This is a genomic window from Mycobacterium spongiae (assembly GCF_018278905.1).
GTDB lineage: Bacteria > Actinomycetota > Actinomycetes > Mycobacteriales > Mycobacteriaceae > Mycobacterium > Mycobacterium spongiae.
Genome location: NZ_CP046600.1, coordinates 3,355,339 through 3,372,545 on the forward strand (window position 1 = coordinate 3,355,339; position 17,207 = coordinate 3,372,545).

General features: G+C 66.2%; 15 protein-coding genes. 9 read left to right on the forward strand and 6 right to left on the reverse strand.

The window, feature by feature from the left end; genetic code table 11:
- Positions 1 to 93: 93 nt before the first annotated feature.
- The gene (idsB, locus tag F6B93_RS13665; RefSeq protein WP_211695579.1) at positions 94 to 1,128 is read left to right on the forward strand and encodes a geranylgeranyl diphosphate synthase IdsB; all 1,035 of its coding nucleotides are present in this window, start codon (positions 94 to 96) and stop codon (positions 1,126 to 1,128) included.
- 58 nt (positions 1,129 to 1,186) lie between these two features.
- Here idsB and F6B93_RS13670 read toward each other — a convergent pair whose 3' ends face one another.
- Complete coding sequence (locus F6B93_RS13670) at positions 1,187 to 2,293, reverse strand: branched-chain amino acid aminotransferase (protein ID WP_211695580.1); 1,107 nt, start codon at positions 2,291 to 2,293, stop codon at positions 1,187 to 1,189.
- A gap of 65 nt (positions 2,294 to 2,358) precedes the next feature.
- Entirely contained in the window at positions 2,359 to 3,462 is a 1,104-nt protein-coding gene (gene gcvT, locus F6B93_RS13675; RefSeq protein WP_211695581.1) for a glycine cleavage system aminomethyltransferase GcvT, read from the reverse strand.
- Between the two features lie 44 nt (positions 3,463 to 3,506).
- Between gcvT and F6B93_RS13680 the strand changes: the two genes are divergently transcribed.
- Both F6B93_RS13680 and F6B93_RS13685 read left to right on the forward strand, forming a co-directional pair.
- Complete coding sequence (locus F6B93_RS13680) at positions 3,507 to 4,607, forward strand: adenylate/guanylate cyclase domain-containing protein (RefSeq protein WP_211695582.1); 1,101 nt, start codon at positions 3,507 to 3,509, stop codon at positions 4,605 to 4,607.
- Between the two features lie 41 nt (positions 4,608 to 4,648).
- Entirely contained in the window at positions 4,649 to 6,232 is a 1,584-nt protein-coding gene (locus F6B93_RS13685) for a leucyl aminopeptidase (RefSeq protein ID WP_425518453.1), read from the forward strand.
- A 19-nt stretch (positions 6,233 to 6,251) separates the two neighbouring features.
- Here F6B93_RS13685 and F6B93_RS13690 read toward each other — a convergent pair whose 3' ends face one another.
- A complete protein-coding gene (locus tag F6B93_RS13690) occupies positions 6,252 to 8,036 on the reverse strand; it encodes an SDR family oxidoreductase (protein ID WP_211695584.1) in 1,785 nt (594 codons plus the stop codon).
- Between the two features lie 291 nt (positions 8,037 to 8,327).
- On the opposite strand from F6B93_RS13690, the gene sucB reads away from it, so the two are divergent.
- The 5 genes from sucB to F6B93_RS13715 all read left to right on the forward strand — a co-directional run bounded on the left by sucB (position 8,328) and on the right by F6B93_RS13715 (position 13,493).
- Complete coding sequence (gene sucB, locus F6B93_RS13695; protein ID WP_211695585.1) at positions 8,328 to 10,073, forward strand: 2-oxoglutarate dehydrogenase, E2 component, dihydrolipoamide succinyltransferase; 1,746 nt, start codon at positions 8,328 to 8,330, stop codon at positions 10,071 to 10,073.
- A 4-nt stretch (positions 10,074 to 10,077) separates the two neighbouring features.
- Positions 10,078 to 10,989, forward strand: coding sequence for a TIGR01777 family oxidoreductase (locus tag F6B93_RS13700; protein WP_211699481.1), 912 nt, complete (start codon positions 10,078 to 10,080; stop codon positions 10,987 to 10,989).
- 70 nt (positions 10,990 to 11,059) lie between these two features.
- Positions 11,060 to 11,758, forward strand: a complete 699-nt coding sequence (lipB, locus tag F6B93_RS13705) for a lipoyl(octanoyl) transferase LipB (protein WP_211695586.1) — start codon at positions 11,060 to 11,062, stop codon at positions 11,756 to 11,758.
- Entirely contained in the window at positions 11,755 to 12,714 is a 960-nt protein-coding gene (gene lipA / locus F6B93_RS13710; RefSeq protein WP_211695587.1) for a lipoyl synthase, read from the forward strand. The genes lipB and lipA overlap by 4 nt, the downstream gene beginning before the upstream one ends.
- A 26-nt stretch (positions 12,715 to 12,740) precedes the next feature.
- Positions 12,741 to 13,493 carry a DUF4191 domain-containing protein gene (locus tag F6B93_RS13715; protein WP_211695588.1) on the forward strand — a complete coding sequence of 251 codons (753 nt, stop codon included), beginning with the start codon at positions 12,741 to 12,743 and terminating at the stop codon, positions 13,491 to 13,493.
- An 8-nt stretch (positions 13,494 to 13,501) separates the two neighbouring features.
- Here the strand turns inward: F6B93_RS13715 and F6B93_RS13720 are convergent, their stop codons facing one another.
- Positions 13,502 to 13,924 (reverse strand): RDD family protein, encoded by a 423-nt coding sequence (locus F6B93_RS13720; protein WP_211695589.1) that lies wholly within the window; start codon positions 13,922 to 13,924, stop codon positions 13,502 to 13,504.
- A gap of 236 nt (positions 13,925 to 14,160) precedes the next feature.
- Between F6B93_RS13720 and glnA the strand changes: the two genes are divergently transcribed.
- Positions 14,161 to 15,597: a type I glutamate--ammonia ligase gene (gene glnA, locus F6B93_RS13725; RefSeq protein WP_211695590.1), complete on the forward strand. Its 1,437-nt coding sequence runs from the start codon at positions 14,161 to 14,163 to the stop codon at positions 15,595 to 15,597.
- A gap of 126 nt (positions 15,598 to 15,723) precedes the next feature.
- Here glnA and F6B93_RS13730 read toward each other — a convergent pair whose 3' ends face one another.
- Together F6B93_RS13730 and F6B93_RS13735 are read right to left on the reverse strand one after the other, a co-directional pair.
- Complete coding sequence (locus F6B93_RS13730; RefSeq protein ID WP_211695591.1) at positions 15,724 to 16,584, reverse strand: TIGR03619 family F420-dependent LLM class oxidoreductase; 861 nt, start codon at positions 16,582 to 16,584, stop codon at positions 15,724 to 15,726.
- Positions 16,581 to 17,207, reverse strand: a complete 627-nt coding sequence (locus F6B93_RS13735) for a PaaI family thioesterase (RefSeq protein WP_211695592.1) — start codon at positions 17,205 to 17,207, stop codon at positions 16,581 to 16,583. Before F6B93_RS13735 ends, F6B93_RS13730 begins: the two co-directional genes overlap by 4 nt.

Below are 17,207 nucleotides of genomic sequence, written 5' to 3' on the forward strand. Positions count from 1 at the left end.
CTCCTCCGATATTACGAAAGTGCTTGCGTACCCGCCTTTCGGATAGATGAAAGGTGGTTCCCTGCGACAAGCAGTGGAGCGAAAGGATGCGCGATGACGTTACGCGCTGTCCACAACTTCTCGACCGACCTTGGGCAAGCGCTCTTGCGACGCGCGCGAAGTGATTGTGATCCCTTCTTGCGCAGGGCCATTGGATCCATACGGGAGCCGCTGGCGACCATGGCCGGATACCACCGCGGCTGGTGGAACGCCCATGGATCTATGTCAGAAGGCTCCTCGGGCAAGGCGCTTCGCGCTGCCCTTGTGCTGGCGGCGGCAGGAGCCTGCGACGGCGATACCAGCGCGGCCACCCCTGTTGCGGCCGCCGTTGAGCTGGTGCACGATTTCACGTTGTTGCACGACGATGTGATGGATCGTGACTCGACCCGTAGGGGAAGACCAACGGTATGGAGTGTGTGGGGCATCGACAGCGCAATCCTGCTGGGCGACGCGCTGCATGCGGCAGCGATCCGGGCATTGACCCAACTACGCGATCCCTCCGTCGCAGTCGAAGCGATCATGCGCTTGGAGACCGCGTGCCGGGACATGTGCATTGGCCAATTCGAGGACTGCAGGTCTGAAGGCCGCCCGGACGTGACGATCGATGACTACCTCCGCATAGCAGCGGGAAAGACTGCTGCCCTGACCGCGTGCTGTTGCGCGTTAGGGGCTCTGAGTGCGAATGCGGACCGCGCGACTCTGGCCGCGTTGGAACAGTTTGGCTACGAACTGGGGCTCGCGTTTCAAGTCGTGGACGATCTGATTGGCATCTGGGGCGACCCGGCCGTGACGGGAAAGCCGGTCGGCAATGATCTTGGCCGGCGCAAGTCGTCGCTGCCGGTTGTTGCCGCGCTCAATTCACGAACCGGAGCTGCCGTCGAATTGGGGGCGCTCTACCAAACAACAGTCGCAATGACGCAAAGCGATATCGATCGGGCTGCGGCGCTTGTCGAGGTCGCCGGGGGCCGCCAGGCGGCACAACAATACGCCGATACACGAATCCAGAACGCTATTGGAGCGCTTCCCGACGGGGTGCGATCGGAAGATCTCGTCGCCTTGGCACAACTGGCTTGCCGCCGGGAGCACTGAAGCACCCTCGTGGCACCCTCATGGGAGAACCGAGACCTCAGCCGGACCTGCGGGCGACCTAACCCAGGCGCGCCATCCAGCCGTGGGTGTCGGCGAACGTCCCGCGTTGGATCCCGGTCAATGTGTCGCGCAGAGCCATGGTCACTTCGCCCGGCTGACCGTCGGCGATCGTGAATTCAGCGTCACCGTATTTCACCCGAGCAACCGGAGTGATGACCGCGGCGGTGCCGCAGGCGAAAACCTCGGTGATCTCGCCGGCGGCGGCCTTCTTCTGCCACTCGTCGATATCGATCTTGCGTTCTTCGACAGCGAATCCAGCATCGGTAGCTAACTGCAGCAACGAATCCCGCGTGATGCCCGCCAGCAGTGAGCCCGACAGTTCCGGGGTGACCAGGCGCGCTGACCCGCCGCTGCCCAGCACGAAGAAGATGTTCATCCCGCCCATTTCTTCGATGAAGCGCCGCTCGACTGCGTCCAGCCACACCACCTGATCGCAACCGTTCTCCGCGGCTTCAGCCTGCGCCAGCAGCGAGGCGGCGTAGTTTCCGCCGAACTTGGCCGCACCGGTACCGCCCGGACTGGCCCGCACGTACTCCGTCGATACCCACACGCTGACCGGGTTGATGCCGCCCTTGAAGTACGCGCCGGCGGGCGATGCGACCAGCAGGTACCGATATTCCTTGGCTGGCCTCACCCCAAGCCCTGGCTCGGTGGCGAAGATGAACGGCCGCAAGTACAGCGCCTCTTCGCCGCCGGCCGGGGGCACCCAGGCGGCGTCGACCGCGATCAGCTGACGCAGGCACTCGGTGAACAGTTCGCCGGGCAATTCCGGAATAGCGATCCGGCGCGCCGAGGAGCGCAACCTGGCGGCATTGGCGTCGGGACGAAAGCACACGATCGACCCGTCCGCCCAGCGGTAGGCCTTGAGCCCTTCGAATACTTCCTGTGCGTAATGCAACACAATCGCGGAGGGATCGAGCTCAATTGGGCCGTAAGGGATTACGCGCGGGTTGTGCCAACCCCGGCTGTCGGTGTAATCGATGGACACCATGTGGTCGGTGTGGTACTTACCGAACCCCGGATCCGCCAGGATCGATTCACGCTCCGCGCCAGTAGCCGGTGTGGCCGCGCGCGAAACCGTGAACTCAAATGGTCCGCTGGTCATGGCGCCGATTCTAGTCCGCGCGCCATTGAGCGTTGGCTGCTCACGTGAGACCTCGCGAGGCCCGGTCAGCGCGTCTTGACGGCAACGAACGGGGGACGCACCACGTCGCACTCAACACCCCGGCCGCGCACATCGACGCTGACCTGCTGCCCGTCCTCAACGCCGGCATCGGTGTCGATGAGCGCCAGCGCGATCCCAGCCTGCAGCGTTGGCGAAAACGTTCCCGACGTGGTGACACCCACTGCGCGATCCCCGCAATTGACCGTGAGCCCGGGGCGCAACACGCCGCGGCCGACCGCGCGCAGCCCGCGAAGGAGCCGCCGGGGACCCGCCGCTTTCTCGGCCACCAATGCGTCACGACCGAAGAAGGCGTCCTTCTTCCAGCCAATCGCCCAGCCGCAGCGCGCCTGCAGCGGCGATATATCGAGCGAAAGTTCGTGCCCGTGCAGCGGGTAGCCCATTTCGGTGCGCAGCGTGTCGCGCGCGCCCAGACCAGCCAGCTGACCGCCCGCGTCGGCGACCGCGGCCACCAGCGCGTCGAATACCACGCCGGCGGAGTCCCACGACGGAAGCAGTTCATAGCCATGCTCGCCGGTGTATCCGGTGCGGCAGACGCGCACCGCCGCGCCGGAATACGAGGAATCGGCGTAGCCCATGTAGTCCATGTCGGTAGGCAGCCCTAATGCGGTGAGCACCTCGGTGGACCGCGGCCCCTGCACCGCCAGCACCGCATAGGAGCGATGCAGGTCGGTGATGGTCAAGGCGCCGGGTGCGGCCGCCTGTAGTGCCGCGACCACCCCGGCCGTGTTGGCGGCGTTGGGCACCAGGAAAATTTCGTCGTCGTCGACGTAGTAAGCAATCAAGTCATCGACGACGCCGCCGGAATCGTTGCAGCACAACGTGTATTGCGCTTTCCCCGGTCGGATGCGCCCCAGGTCGTTGGTCAGCGCCGAGTTGACGAACTCGGCCGCACCCGGCCCGGAAACCAGCGCTTTGCCGAGGTGGCTGACGTCGAACAAGCCGACGGCCTCGCGCGTGGCTTTGTGCTCACCTACGGTCCCGGCATACGACACCGGCATCTGCCAGCCGCCGAACTCGGCGAAAGTAGCGCCCAAGGCGCGGTGGCGGTCTTCTAGCGGTCCCTGAAGTAACTCCGGTGCATCACTCACGACGTGCCACCCTAATCGGCGCCGCTACTGGCACACTTGGGTAGGTGTCCGATTCGCTCGACTTTGAGGCGCTGGAAGCCGCCGGCATCGCCAACCCGCGCGAGCGGGCCGACCTGATCAAGTACCTCGACGACCTGGGCTTCACGATCGACGAGATGGCCGAAGCGGAACGTCGCGACCGGCTGTTCGGGCTCGCGGGCGATGTCCTGCAATGGTCGGGTCCCCCGATCTACACCGTGGCGACCGCAGCCGAGGAACTCGGATTGTCCGCCGACGACGTCGCCAACGCCTGGGCCTTGCTCGGCCTGACCATTTCCGGTGCCGACGTTCCCGCGCTGAGCCAGGCCGATGTCGACGCACTGCGGACCTGGGTCGCGTTGAAGGCCGTCGTGGGCGAGGACGGTGCGTTCGGCCTGCTGCGCGTGCTCGGCGCCGCGATGGCCCGGCTCGCGGAAGCCGAGTCGACCATGATCCGCGCCGGCATGCCCGACATCCAGATGACGCACACCCAGGACGAACTCGCCACGGCGCAGGCCTACCGGTCCATCGCCGAGTTCGTTCCCCGGATGGGGACCCTGATCGACGTCGTTCACCGCCACCATCTGACCAGCGCACGAACCTACTTCGAGGGTGTCATTCAAGACACTTCGGCGACCGTGACGTGCGGCGTCGGTTTTGCCGATCTATCCAGCTTCACGGTGTTGACCCAGTCGCTGGAACCCGCGCAGCTGCAGGACTTGCTCAACGAGTTCGGCGCCACCGTCGCCGACGTGGTGCATGCCGACGGCGGTAGGGTGGTCAAGTTCATCGGCGATGCTGTGATGTGGGTGAGTCCGACAGCCGAGCGACTGGTGCAGGCGGCGATCGATCTTGTCGACCATCCCAAGGCACGCGAGGCCGCGCTCCAGGTCCGCGCGGGTCTGGCGTACGGCACGGTGTTGGCCATCAGCGGTGACTATTTCGGCAATCCGGTCAACCTCGCGGCGCGACTCGTTGCGGCCGCTGCCCCGGGCCAGATCCTGGCCGCACCGGCGCTGCACGACAAATTGCCTGACTGGCCCGCGATCGCTCACGGTCCGCTGACGCTCAAGGGATTCCAGGCCCCGGTGACCGCGTTCGAACTGCGGGGCGATCCCAGCGGGTGATCTGCTGCCGCCCTGCTCGGAGCCCGCAGTGACTAGGGTGGTTGCCCGTGAGCACACAACCCGGCCCCAAAGGCACCCCCGCTTCTCCGTCCGTCCAGGTCGCTGCGTCACTGCCGAAACGCGGTGTGGGTTCCTCGGTGTTGATCGTGCCGGTCGTCTCGACCGAGGACCAGACCAGCCGAAAGTCCGGAGACCGACCGGGCGCAGCGCTGATTGGCCCCGAGCCGTTCTTGCCCGCGGATGCGGTCGCCGAGATCGAGGCCGGCTTGCGAGCCCTGAATGCCACGGGCGCCACTGAACAGGTGCACCGGCTGGTCGTCTCGTCGCTGCCGGTAGCCAGTGTTCTCACGGTCGGCCTGAGCCAGCCGCACCAGGAGTGGCCAGCGGAGACGGTCCGTCGCGCCGCTGGTGCGGCAGCACGCGCGCTGGGCAGCTCGGATGCGGTGATCACGACGCTGGCCGATCTACCTGGCGAAGGAGTCTGTTCGGCCGTGGTTGAGGGACTGATTCTCGGGAGCTACCGGTTCAGCACCTTCCGCAGCGCCAAGACAGCGCCGAAAGACGCTGGGCTAGGCAAGATCACCGTGCTGTCTCGGGCATCGGACGCCAAGAAGCGCAGCGCGCATGGTGCGGCCGTGGCGAGGGCGGTCGCTGTGGCCCGCGATTTTGTCAACACACCGCCGAGCCACCTGTTTCCTGCCGAATTCGCGCAGCGCGCAAAGACGTTGGGCGAATCTGTCGGACTCAAAGTCGAGTTGCTCGACGACAAGGCACTGAAAAAAGCTGGCTACGGCGGGGTGACCGGTGTGGGCCAGGGCTCGTCGCGACCGCCGCGGCTGGTGCGGTTGGTCCATCGAGGATCACAGTTGGCCAAGAAGCCGCGGCAGGCTCGGACGGTGGCCCTGGTCGGCAAGGGCGTCACCTTCGATACCGGCGGCATCTCGATCAAGCCGGCAGCGTCCATGCACTACATGACCTCCGATATGGGCGGAGCAGCGGCGGTCGTTGCGACCGTCACGCTGGCCGCGCAGCTGGGACTGCCGATTGATGTGATCGCCACGGTGCCGATGGCAGAAAACATGCCGTCGGCGACGGCGCAGCGTCCGGGCGACGTGCTCACCCAGTACGGTGGCACGACGGTCGAGGTGCTCAACACCGACGCCGAGGGCCGGCTTATCTTGGCCGACGCCATCGTTCGAGCATGCGAGGACAACCCGGACTACCTGATCGAGACGTCCACGCTGACCGGTGCGCAGACAGTTGCGCTCGGCACCCGGATACCCGGGGTGATGGGCAGCGCCGAATTCCGCGATCGGGTCGCCGCCATTTCGCAGCAGGTGGGCGAGAACGGCTGGCCCATGCCGCTACCCGACGAGCTCAAAGACGACTTGAAGTCAACGGTTGCCGACCTGGCCAACGTGAGCGGCCAACGCTTTGCCGGCATGCTGGTGGCCGGGGTGTTCCTGCGGGAATTCGTGGCCGATTCGGTGGATTGGGTCCATATCGACGTCGCCGGACCCGCGTACAACACCGGTAGCGCATGGGGCTACACGCCCAAGGGCGGCACCGGCGTGCCGACCCGCACCATGTTCGCGGTCCTCGAGGACATCGCACAAAACGGATAGCCCACCGGTTCAGATCGGCTCAGATCACCCGCAGGCGCGCGGTACTGCGCAGCGCCTGCGGTAGCACGCGGGAAAGGCCGTAGAGCGCATAGGCTTCCGGCGCGACGGGCCGGATCGGCTTGTTCTTCTTGACCGCAGACACGATCGCCTCGGCAACCTTGTCCGGCCCGTAATGCCGCATCCCGAACATCTTGTCGATCTGCCCACGACGGTCCGAGACCTGTTCGTCGTCCTTTCCCGGCGGCGCGTCGAAGCGGGTGGTGTTGACGATGTTGGTGTCGATAACACCGGGGCAGATCGTGGTCAGCCCGATGCCGGCAGCGTCGAGTTCGGCCCGCAGGCAGTCGGAAAACATGTACGTCGCCGCCTTGGAGGTGCAGTAGGCGCTCATCGATTGCAAGGGCGCGTACGCGGCCATCGACGACACGTTGACGATGTGCCCGCCGGTACCGCGCTCGACCAACCGCCGGCTAAACGCGCGACATCCGTTGACGACGCCGCCTAGATTGACGTCCAGCACCCGGTTGAACTCTTCGGCCGGCGTGTCCAGGAACCGTCCCGCCTGCCCGATCCCGGCGTTGTTGACAACGATGTCGGGAACCCCGTGCTCGGCACTGACTCGCCCGGCGAACGCCTCGACCGCGTCGGCGTCGGACACGTCGAGGACATAGGGGTGGGCGACTCCGCCCCGAACCGCGATTTCGGCCGCTGTCTCCTTGACGGTGGCCTCATCGATATCGCTGACGACGACCTCGGCACCCTCGCGGGCGAAGGCCATCGCGGTCTCGCGACCGATCCCACTGCCCGCACCGGTGACCGCCACCAACGTGTCACCGAAGCAACCACGAGGCCGTCCGACCTGGGCACGGAGCAGCGCACGTGTTGGCTGCTTGCCGTCGACGAGATCGGCGATCTCATTAACGGCGGCCGCCATCACCTGCGGGTGCGACATGGGCGAAAAGTGACCCGCGTTGATATCACGCCGCCACAGCCGTGGCACCCAGCGTGCGGTCTCGTCATAACCGTGGGGGCGCACGTACGGGTCCCTGACATTGACGATGAGCTGCACCGGTACGTCGACGATCCGGATGCCTTGCCTGCGTCGCTCGGCGGAGAACGATCGAAAGTAGTTCGCGGGGTACGTCTTCACCGAGTGAGCGGCGTCGCTGGCCAGGGTGTCGGAGTGGTGGACCTGGCCCTCGGGGATGTTGTCGACCATGTTGCGCCGCACCGCCGCACTCGACAAGGAAACCCGCACCAACAGCGGCGCCAACACCGGTATCGAGAACAATGCCATGTAGCTCAACCGCAGGGCTTGACCAGTCGCACGGGCGAAGGCTCGCGGACGCCAGGGCCGTCGCAAACCGCTGATCAGGTAGTTGACCAGGTGGTCTTGACTCGGGCCGGACACCGAGGTGAACGACGCGACCCGGTCACCGGCGACCGCCCGGCTCAGGTACTCCCACACGCCCACCGAACCCCAGTCATGGCCCAATACATGCACGGGCACGCCGGGACTGAGCTCGCCGATGACGGCAGCGAAGTCGTCGGCGAAATGGTCCATCGTGTACGCCGAAACCGGCTTCGGCACCGACGACAGGCCAACACCGCGGTTGTCGTAGCGGATGATCCGGAAGCGATCGGCCAGCAAGGGAACGACCCCATCCCACAAGATATGAGAGTCCGGAAAGCCATGCACCAGTGCGACGGTCGGGCCCGCCGGATTGCCTTCTTCGTAGACCGCGATGCGGACCCCGTCTGGGCTGTCCACAAACTGCTGGGGTACCCGGTGTGGTGCCGGCATCGGACCTCCGCCTATCTGCGACGCGACTCTTGTAACCAGTCGCCCACACCGTAGCAAGGGCCTTTGGCGCCGCCCGGTGGGTTTGTCCGGCGCGCGACGGTTGCCGGGCTGGACATCCCCCGCACTCCCCCGGATAGTTCCCAGCCCTTCGCGCCCTGGATGAGTGTCGCCTGGAGCGCAGTGACAGGATAGGTTTCGACATCCAATTGAGTTCGCCACCCGGTCCACGACCGTGTGATAAGCCAGAGGTCGACGTGTGCCGACCAACGACCGATCGAGGAGTCAACAGAGATGGCCTTCTCCGTCCAGATGCCGGCACTCGGTGAGAGCGTCACCGAGGGGACGGTCACCCGCTGGCTCAAGCAAGAAGGCGACACCGTTGAACTCGACGAGCCTTTGGTCGAGGTGTCAACAGACAAGGTCGACACCGAAATCCCGTCACCGGTAGCCGGTGTGCTGACCAAGATCATCGCTCAGGAGGACGACACGGTCGAAGTCGGCGGTGACCTAGCGGTCATCGGCGACGCTGGGGACGGGGATGCAAGCGCTGCAGACTCGGCTCCCGCGCCCCAGAAGGAACCTGCGCCGGCAGCTGAGAGGGAACCCGAGCCGGCGCCGGAAGCACCGCCGGCCGCAGCAGCGCCTGCACCGCCCGCGGCGCCCGCCGGCGGCGCCGAGAAGCCGGTGCTGATGCCCGAGCTCGGCGAGTCGGTCACCGAGGGCACGGTGACCCGATGGTTGAAGAAGGTCGGGGATTCGGTGAACGTGGACGAGCCCCTGGTAGAGGTGTCCACCGACAAAGTGGACACCGAGATCCCGTCGCCCGTAGCGGGCGTTCTGGTCAGTATCACCGCCGAGGAAGACACCACTGTTCAAGTTGGCGGCGAGCTGGCGCGGATCGGCGCCGCGGGCGCGGCCGGCGCCACACCCGCCCCCACCCCCGAACCGAAACCGGAGCCGCAACCAGTCTCCGAGGCCAAGCCGGCTCCCGAGCCAGTATCCCCGGCCAAGCCGGCCACCGCCCCCGCCGCGCAACCCGCACCGGCAGCACCGGCCGCCAAGGCCGATGGTGCTGTCAAGAGTGCACCGTACGCGACACCGCTGGTACGAAAGCTGGCCTCCGAAAACAACATTGACCTCGCCGAGGTAACCGGTACCGGCGTGGGCGGTCGGATTCGCAAACAGGACGTGCTGGCCGCCGCCGAACGGCGGGACCGGCAGAAACACGACGCTGCCAAGGCGCCGACTTCGGCCGCGGCCCCGCCAGCGGCGGCCTCCAAGGCTCCCCCGACTCCAGCGCCGGCGCTGGCGCATGTGCGCGGGACCACCCAGAAGGCCAGTCGGATCCGCCAGATCACCGCCAACAAGACACGCGAATCTCTGCAGGCTACGGCTCAACTCACCCAAACCCACGAGGTCGACATGACCAGGATCGTGGCGTTGCGGGCGAAGGCGAAGGCCGAATTTGCCAAGCGCGAGGGGGTGAACCTGACATTCCTGCCGTTCTTTGCTCGTGCTGCGATCGACGCACTCAAGATCCATCCCAATATCAACGCCAGCTACAACGAGGGCACCAAAGAGATCACGTATTACGACGCCGAGCACCTCGGGTTCGCCGTGGATACCGAGCAGGGCCTCCTGTCCCCGGTCGTTCACAACGCCGGCGACTTGTCGCTGGCTGGGCTGGCCCGCGCGATTGCCGACATCGCCAACCGCGCCCGCTCGGGCAACCTGAAACCCGACGAGTTGTCCGGCGGCACGTTCACCATCACCAATATCGGCAGCCAAGGCGCCTTGTTCGACACGCCGATCCTGGTTCCGCCGCAGGCGGCCATGTTGGGCACCGGAGCCATTGTCAAGCGCCCGCGGGTGGTCCTCGACGACAGCGGCAACGAGTCGATCGGTATCCGCTCGGTCTGCTATCTGCCGTTGACCTACGACCACCGACTCATCGACGGTGCCGACGCCGGACGGTTCCTCACCACAATCAAGCACCGCCTCGAGGAGGGAGCGTTCGAGGCCGACTTGGGGCTGTGAGAGCGTGGCCAAAGCCGTTATCGCGATAGCGGGTTCGTCTGGCCTGATCGGCTCGGCCCTCACCGCGGCGCTGCGCGCCGCCGACCACACGGTGAAGCATATTGTGCGCCGGACACCGACGAATTCCGAAGAACTGCACTGGAATCCCGAAAGCGGCGAACTCGATCCCGACGCGCTCACCGATCTCGACGCCGTGGTCAACCTGTGCGGCGTCAACATCGGTCGGCGGCGGTGGTCGGGAGCGTTCAAACAGAGCCTGCGAGACAGCCGGATCACCCCTACCGAAGTGCTTTCGGCCGCGGTCGTCGACGCCGGCGTAGCCACCTTGGTCAATGCGAGCGCGGTGGGGTACTACGGAAACACCAAAGACCGAGTGGTGGATGAAAACGATCCGGCGGGAGCAGGTTTCCTGGCTCAGCTGTGCGTCGATTGGGAGGCCGCCACGCTGCCGGCTCAATACGGCGGAACCCGCGTGGTGCTGGCCCGGACCGGTCTCGTGCTGGCCCCGGCGGGCGGCGCGTTGCGCCGCATGCGGCCGCTGTTCTCGCTGGGCTTGGGTGCGCGGCTGGGCAGCGGCCGCCAGTACATGTCCTGGATCAGCCTCGAGGACGAGGTACGCGCGCTGCTGTTCGCGATCTCGAACCCGGAACTGAGCGGCCCGGTGAATATGACCGGTCCCGCACCCGTCACCAACGCCGAGTTCACCTCGGCATTCGGGCGCGCGGTCAACCGCCCGACCCCCCTGGCGCTTCCCGGTTTCGCGGTGCGCGCCGGGCTCGGCGAGTTCGCTGACGAGGGGCTACTCATCGGTCAGCGCGCCATCCCCTCCGTGCTGGAGAAGGCGGGATTCCAGTTCCGCCACAACACCATCGGCGAAGCGCTCGGCTACGTCACCACCCGTCCGGACCACTACTAGACTCGATCGGCGGCGGCGGCGGTCCGCGACCGCCCGACCGCGTCCGCTGTGTTCGGGTAGCGTCGCACCTGTGACCGGGTCCATCCGCTCCAGCTCGGCCGCGATCGACGTCCGTCAGCTGGGAAGCATCGAGTACCAGGCCGCCTGGGAGCTGCAGCGAGACCTGGCGGATGCTCGAGTCGCCGGCGGCACCGACACGCTGCTGCTGCTGGAACACCCCGCGGTCTACACGGCCGGAAGGCGCACCGAACCGCACGAACGACCTGTCGATGGCACTCCTGTGGTCGACACCGACCGCGGCGGCCGGATCACGTGGCACGGTCCCGGACAGTTGGTCGGCTATCCGATCATCGGGCTTGCGCAACCCCTCGATGTGATCAACTACGTTCGGCGACTTGAGGAGTCATTGATCAAAGTATGTCGCGATTTCGGTCTCGGCGTCGGCCGGGTCCAGGGCCGTTCTGGGGTATGGCTGCCGGGCAGCGCCGAGGCGCCCGCGCGTAAGGTCGCCGCTATCGGCGTCCGAGTATCGCGAGCCACGACGCTGCACGGGTTTGCACTCAACTGCGACTGCGATCTGAGCGCGTTTACCCCGATCGTGCCGTGTGGGATCGCCGACGCGGGTGTGACGTCGTTGTCGGCCGAACTCGGGCGCCCGGTGGCCGTCGACGAGGTCCGGGGGGCCGTCGCCGACGCCGTCTGCGACGCCCTCGATGGCGTGCTGCCGCTCAGTGGCCCCGCGGCTGCCCGCGTAACATCGGCGATGTGACCGTCACCCCAGAGCCTGATGTCGCCGGCCCTGCAGCTCCGTCGGGCCGTAAGTTGCTGCGGCTGGAAGTTCGCAACGCGGCAACCCCGATCGAGCGCAAGCCGCCGTGGATCAAGACGCGCGCCAAGATGGGACCGGAGTACACCGCGCTGAAGAGCCTGGTGCGGCGCGAGGGCCTACATACAGTGTGTGAGGAGGCTGGCTGCCCGAATATCTTCGAGTGTTGGGAGGATCGGGAGGCCACCTTTCTGATCGGCGGCGACCAGTGCACCCGGCGGTGCGACTTCTGCCAGATCGATACTGGCAAGCCCGCCGAGCTGGACCGCGACGAACCACGACGGGTCGCCGAGAGCGTGCACACGATGGGACTGCGCTATGCCACCGTCACCGGGGTCGCGCGCGACGACCTGCCGGACGGCGGCGCCTGGCTCTATGCCGCGACCGTGCGCGCGATCAAGGAGCTCAACCCGGCGACCGGCGTCGAACTGCTGATCCCCGACTTCAACGGAGAGCAGGCCCGGCTTGCGGAGGTCTTCGAGTCCCGCCCGGAAGTCTTGGCACACAACGTCGAAACGGTGCCCCGCGTCTTCAAGCGGATCCGGCCGGCCTTCACCTACGAGCGCAGCCTGGGTGTGCTCACCGAGGCGCGCGCTGCGGGACTGGTCACTAAGAGCAACCTCATCCTCGGGCTCGGTGAAACCCCCGCCGAGGTGCGCACCGCGCTGGCCGACCTGCATTCGGCCGGCTGCGACATCGTGACCGTCACCCAGTACCTGCGGCCGTCGCCGCGCCACCACCCGGTCGAGCGTTGGGTCAGGCCCGAGGAGTTCGTCGACTACGCCGATTACGCGACGGGACTGGGCTTCGCCGGTGTACTGGCCGGACCCCTGGTGCGGTCGTCGTATCGAGCGCGTCGCCTCTACGAACAGGCCCGCGCTACCTCGGCACCGCGTTAACCGGGCATTACGTATCCTTAGTGACTATGGCGAAACCCCGAAAAGCCGCACAAAACAAGGCCGCCCGGGCAGAGGCAAAAGCCGCCCGCAAGGCGGCCGCCCGGCAGCGCCGCAGCCAGCTATGGCAGGCCTTCAACCTGCAACGTAAGGAAGACAAGCGGCTGCTGCCCTACATGATCGGGGCTTTTCTGCTGATCGTGGGTGTGTCCGTGGGCGTCGGGGTGTGGGGCGGCGGTTTCACGATGATCACTCTGATCCCCCTCGGTGTGGTCCTGGGTGGGCTCGTGGCCTTCATCATCTTCGGGCGCCGAGCCCAGCGCGCCGTCTATCGCAAGGCCGAGGGCCAAACCGGGGCGGCCGCGTGGGCGCTGGACAACTTGCGAGGCAAGTGGCGAGTAACCGCGGGTGTGGCCGCCACCGGCCACTTCGACGCTGTCCATCGGGTGATCGGCCGACCCGGGGTCATCTTCGTCGCCGAGGGGTCGGCGGCCCGAGTCAAACCGCTGCTGGCTCAGGAGAAGAAACGCACCGCGCGGCTGGTCGGCGACGTACCGATCTATGACATCGTCGTCGGCAACGGAGACGGCGAGATCCCGCTGGCCAAGCTGGAGCGCCACCTCACTCGGCTGCCGGCCAACATCACCGTCAAACAGATGGACGCCCTGGAGTCGCGGCTGGCCGCGCTGAGTTCGCGCGCCGGCGCAGGAGTCATGCCGAAGGGTCCGATGCCCACCACCGCAAAGATGCGGGGCGTCCAGCGCACGGTGCGCCGCAAGTAGGCAGGCTGTTAGCGTCGCACCACCGCGGTGCCGGTCAGCCGATCCTGCAGCCCGCGCCCGTCCAGGTCGGTGAACAGCGCCGGTACCACGAGTCCAATGAGCACGCCCCGCGCCGCCAGGCGGCCAATTCCCACACCCACGCGATCGTCGAGCGTCACCACGCGTAGGCCGAGCACCAGCTGGCCCGGTGTGAATCCGAACAAGCGCACCGACACCACGCCGAGGACCAGCCAGATGACCAGGACCGCTGTCGACAGCGTCGCCTGTGACACGACGCCGAATTCCAGGCCCAGCAATGCGAGCCCGTAGGCGATGAGCCAGTCGATGACCAGCGCGGCCAGCCGACGGATCATCGGAGCGATCGAGCCCGGCCCGGTTTGCGGCAAGCCCAACGTCTCACCGGGATATCCCGCGGGTGATTCCGCCGTCATCGGCCCGGCCGGCGGGCCGGGTTGCGCTCACCGCAGTGCTTTCTCGGGGACGGCCCGTATCGCCGCAAGGGCACACCAGTTACGATCTTGCCGGCCATGGATCCACAATAGGGCCGGGTGACCCGGATCCCGTTGCCGGCGCCGTGGTCAGTAACGTCTGCGCAACACGGGGTTGACTGCCGGGCAATATCGGCTCCATAGCGTCGGCCGCGAATGACCAAGTAAAGGAGCACTCTGTGACGGATATGTCGCCCGACGATGTCTTCAAGCTCGCCAAGGACGAAGGCGTCGAGTTTGTCGACGTCCGGTTCTGTGACTTGCCCGGCATCATGCAGCACTTCACGATTCCGGTTTCGTTCTTCGACAACAGCGTCTTCGAAGACGGTCTGGCCTTTGACGGCTCGTCGATTCGCGGCTTCCAGTCGATCCACGAATCGGACATGCTGCTGCTGCCGGACCCGGCGACCGCACGAATCGATCCGTTCCGGGCGGCCAAGACGCTGAACCTCAACTTCTTCGTGCACGACCCGTTCACCCTCGAGCCGTACTCCCGCGACCCGCGCAACATCGCCCGCAAGGCCGAGAACTACCTGATCAGCACCGGCATCGCCGACACCGCCTACTTCGGCGCGGAGGCCGAGTTCTACATCTTCGACTCGGTGAGCTTCGACTCGACCGCCAACGGCGCGTTCTACGAGGTGGATTCCGCCGAGGGATGGTGGAACACCGGCGCGGCGACCGAGGCTGACGGCAGCCCCAACCGCGGCTACAAGACCCGCCACAAGGGCGGCTACTTCCCGGTCGCCCCCAACGACCAGTACGTCGACCTGCGCGACAGCATGCTCACCAACCTGATCAACAACGGCTTCAGCCTGGAGAAGGGCCACCACGAGGTGGGCTCCGGCGGGCAGGCCGAGATCAACTACAAGTTCAACACGCTGCTGCACGCGGCCGACGACATGCAGTTGTACAAGTACATCGTCAAGAACACCGCATGGCAGGCCGGCAAGACCGTCACGTTCATGCCCAAGCCGCTCTTCGGCGACAACGGCTCCGGTATGCACACCCACCAGTCGTTGTGGAAAGACGGCAGCCCGTTGATGTACGACGAGACGGGGTATGCCGGTCTGTCGGATACGGCCCGCCACTACATCGGCGGCCTGCTCCACCACGCACCGTCGCTGCTGGCGTTCACCAACCCGACGGTGAACTCCTACAAGCGGCTGGTTCCCGGCTACGAAGCCCCGATCAACCTGGTCTACAGCCAGCGCAACCGGTCGGCATGCGTGCGCATTCCGATCACCGGTAGCAACCCGAAGGCCAAGCGCCTGGAATTCCGGTGCCCCGACGCGTCGGGCAACCCGTACTTGGCGTTCTCCGCCATGCTGATGGCGGGCCTGGACGGCATCAAGAACAAGATCGAGCCGCAGGCACCGGTCGACAAGGACCTCTACGAGTTGCCTCCGGAGGAGGCCGCGAACATCCCGCAGGCCCCGACCCAGCTGGCCGCGGTGATCGACCGTCTCGAGGCCGACCACGAATACCTCACCGAGGGAGGCGTGTTCACCCCCGACCTGATCGAGACCTGGATCAGCTACAAGCGGGACAACGAGATCGAGCCGGTCAACATCCGGCCGCATCCGTACGAGTTCGCGCTCTACTTCGACGTATAAAGACGTCGAAGGCCTGTTAGTCCTAGGCGCCAAACTGGTCCTAGGCGCCGAAACTTACGCCAGGGCGTGCCGCGTCGGCGTGTCGCCGCCGCTGGTTAAGTGTCGCGGACATCGTCGCGACTGCGTCTAGCCGTCGAGTGCGAGATCCTTGCGGAAGCGCCGCATGCCGTCGATCTTGCCGGCCAAGGTGGCACCCGGGCCGGCGTAGAACATCCACGGCATGGTGAGGATGCCGGTGACGCCGGCGTCCTCGGCGCGCCGATAGTCGGCGATGGTGAAGGCGTCGGTGAGTGGCGCCAGGATGGTGAAGTCATCCAGCGACATGCCGTTCTCGATCCGCAGCGATCTGAGCCGGCCCGCCACGGCTATCGCCCGATCGGTCTTGATCAAGTCCCCGATCCAGCCGTCGTTGCGGGCAGCACGGCGCAATGCGGTCTCGCTGAGCCCGCCGACAAAGATCGGTATCGGCGGTGGAGTCGGTTGCATCTCCAGGCGAGGTGTCCGGTAGAAGTCGCCGTCGAATTCGGTCCAGCCCGGTTCCCACAGCGCGCGCATCAAGTCGAGCATCTCGTCGGTGCGCTTGCCGCGGGCCGCGAATTGCTCACCCATCAAGTCGAATTCCTCACGGCACCAACCGACTCCGATGCCCAGCTCCACCCGCCCCGAGGCCAAAAGAGCGGCGGTACCAATGGCCTTGGCCGCCGAGTAGGGATCGCGCATCGCCGGAATGTAGACCGTGGTCACGAACTTCAGCCGGGTGGTGACCTGGGCGAGTGCGCCGACGAGAACCCAGGGATCGGGCCAGTCGGTGAACGGCGGCCACCGCCGTTGCCCATTCTTGGTGTACGGGTACGGGGTGTCCAGTGTCTCCAGGTTGACCACGTGGTCGGGGATGCCGATGCCGTCATAGCCCAGGTCGTCTGCAGCTTTGGCGATCTCGATGACCTCGGCGGTATTCAGAAAGGCGCTGCTGATGTAGAACTTCATTCGGCGTCGCGCGCCCAGGCTGGTTTGACGAAGACCCCGTCGGCCTCCACCGTGATGCCGCTAGCACCCGAAATGAAGCCACGGGCAAAGGCTTTGACGCCCTCGGTATGGTCCACGAAGGCTTCGGCGCGAAGCGGTCCCAGTGGAGTGCCGCGCAGGTACTTGCATGAAATGGTTCCGGTGAACAGCGGCTTGGTCAGCCCCTGACTGGCCGCCTCGCCGAGCATGTGGTCCAGCACCAGGGCGCAGACGCCGCCATGCACCAGGCCGGGCGGGCCCTCGTAGGCGGAGCCCAACACGAACTCGCTCCAGCACTTCCCGCCGCCCTCGTGGTTGACGACCAGCGGCGGGGCTATCGGATTGCACGGACCGATCGCGGCGTTAGCCAACGGCAACGGGCGGCCGTCGACCACATAGCTCACGCCAGAAGGCCGGATCCGCTGGCTGCGCAACGATCGGGTCACCGCCTCGATCGCGGTCCGCGCCTGCTCGATGAGCGCGTCGTCAGCCTGAGTCCGGATGGTGGCATCGATGAGGTCCCGAACGGCTTCGGTCAGCGGGGCGTACGTCGCATTCACCCGAGCAAGCTCCGCTTCGCTGATCACCTCGAAAGTGGCCTCCAC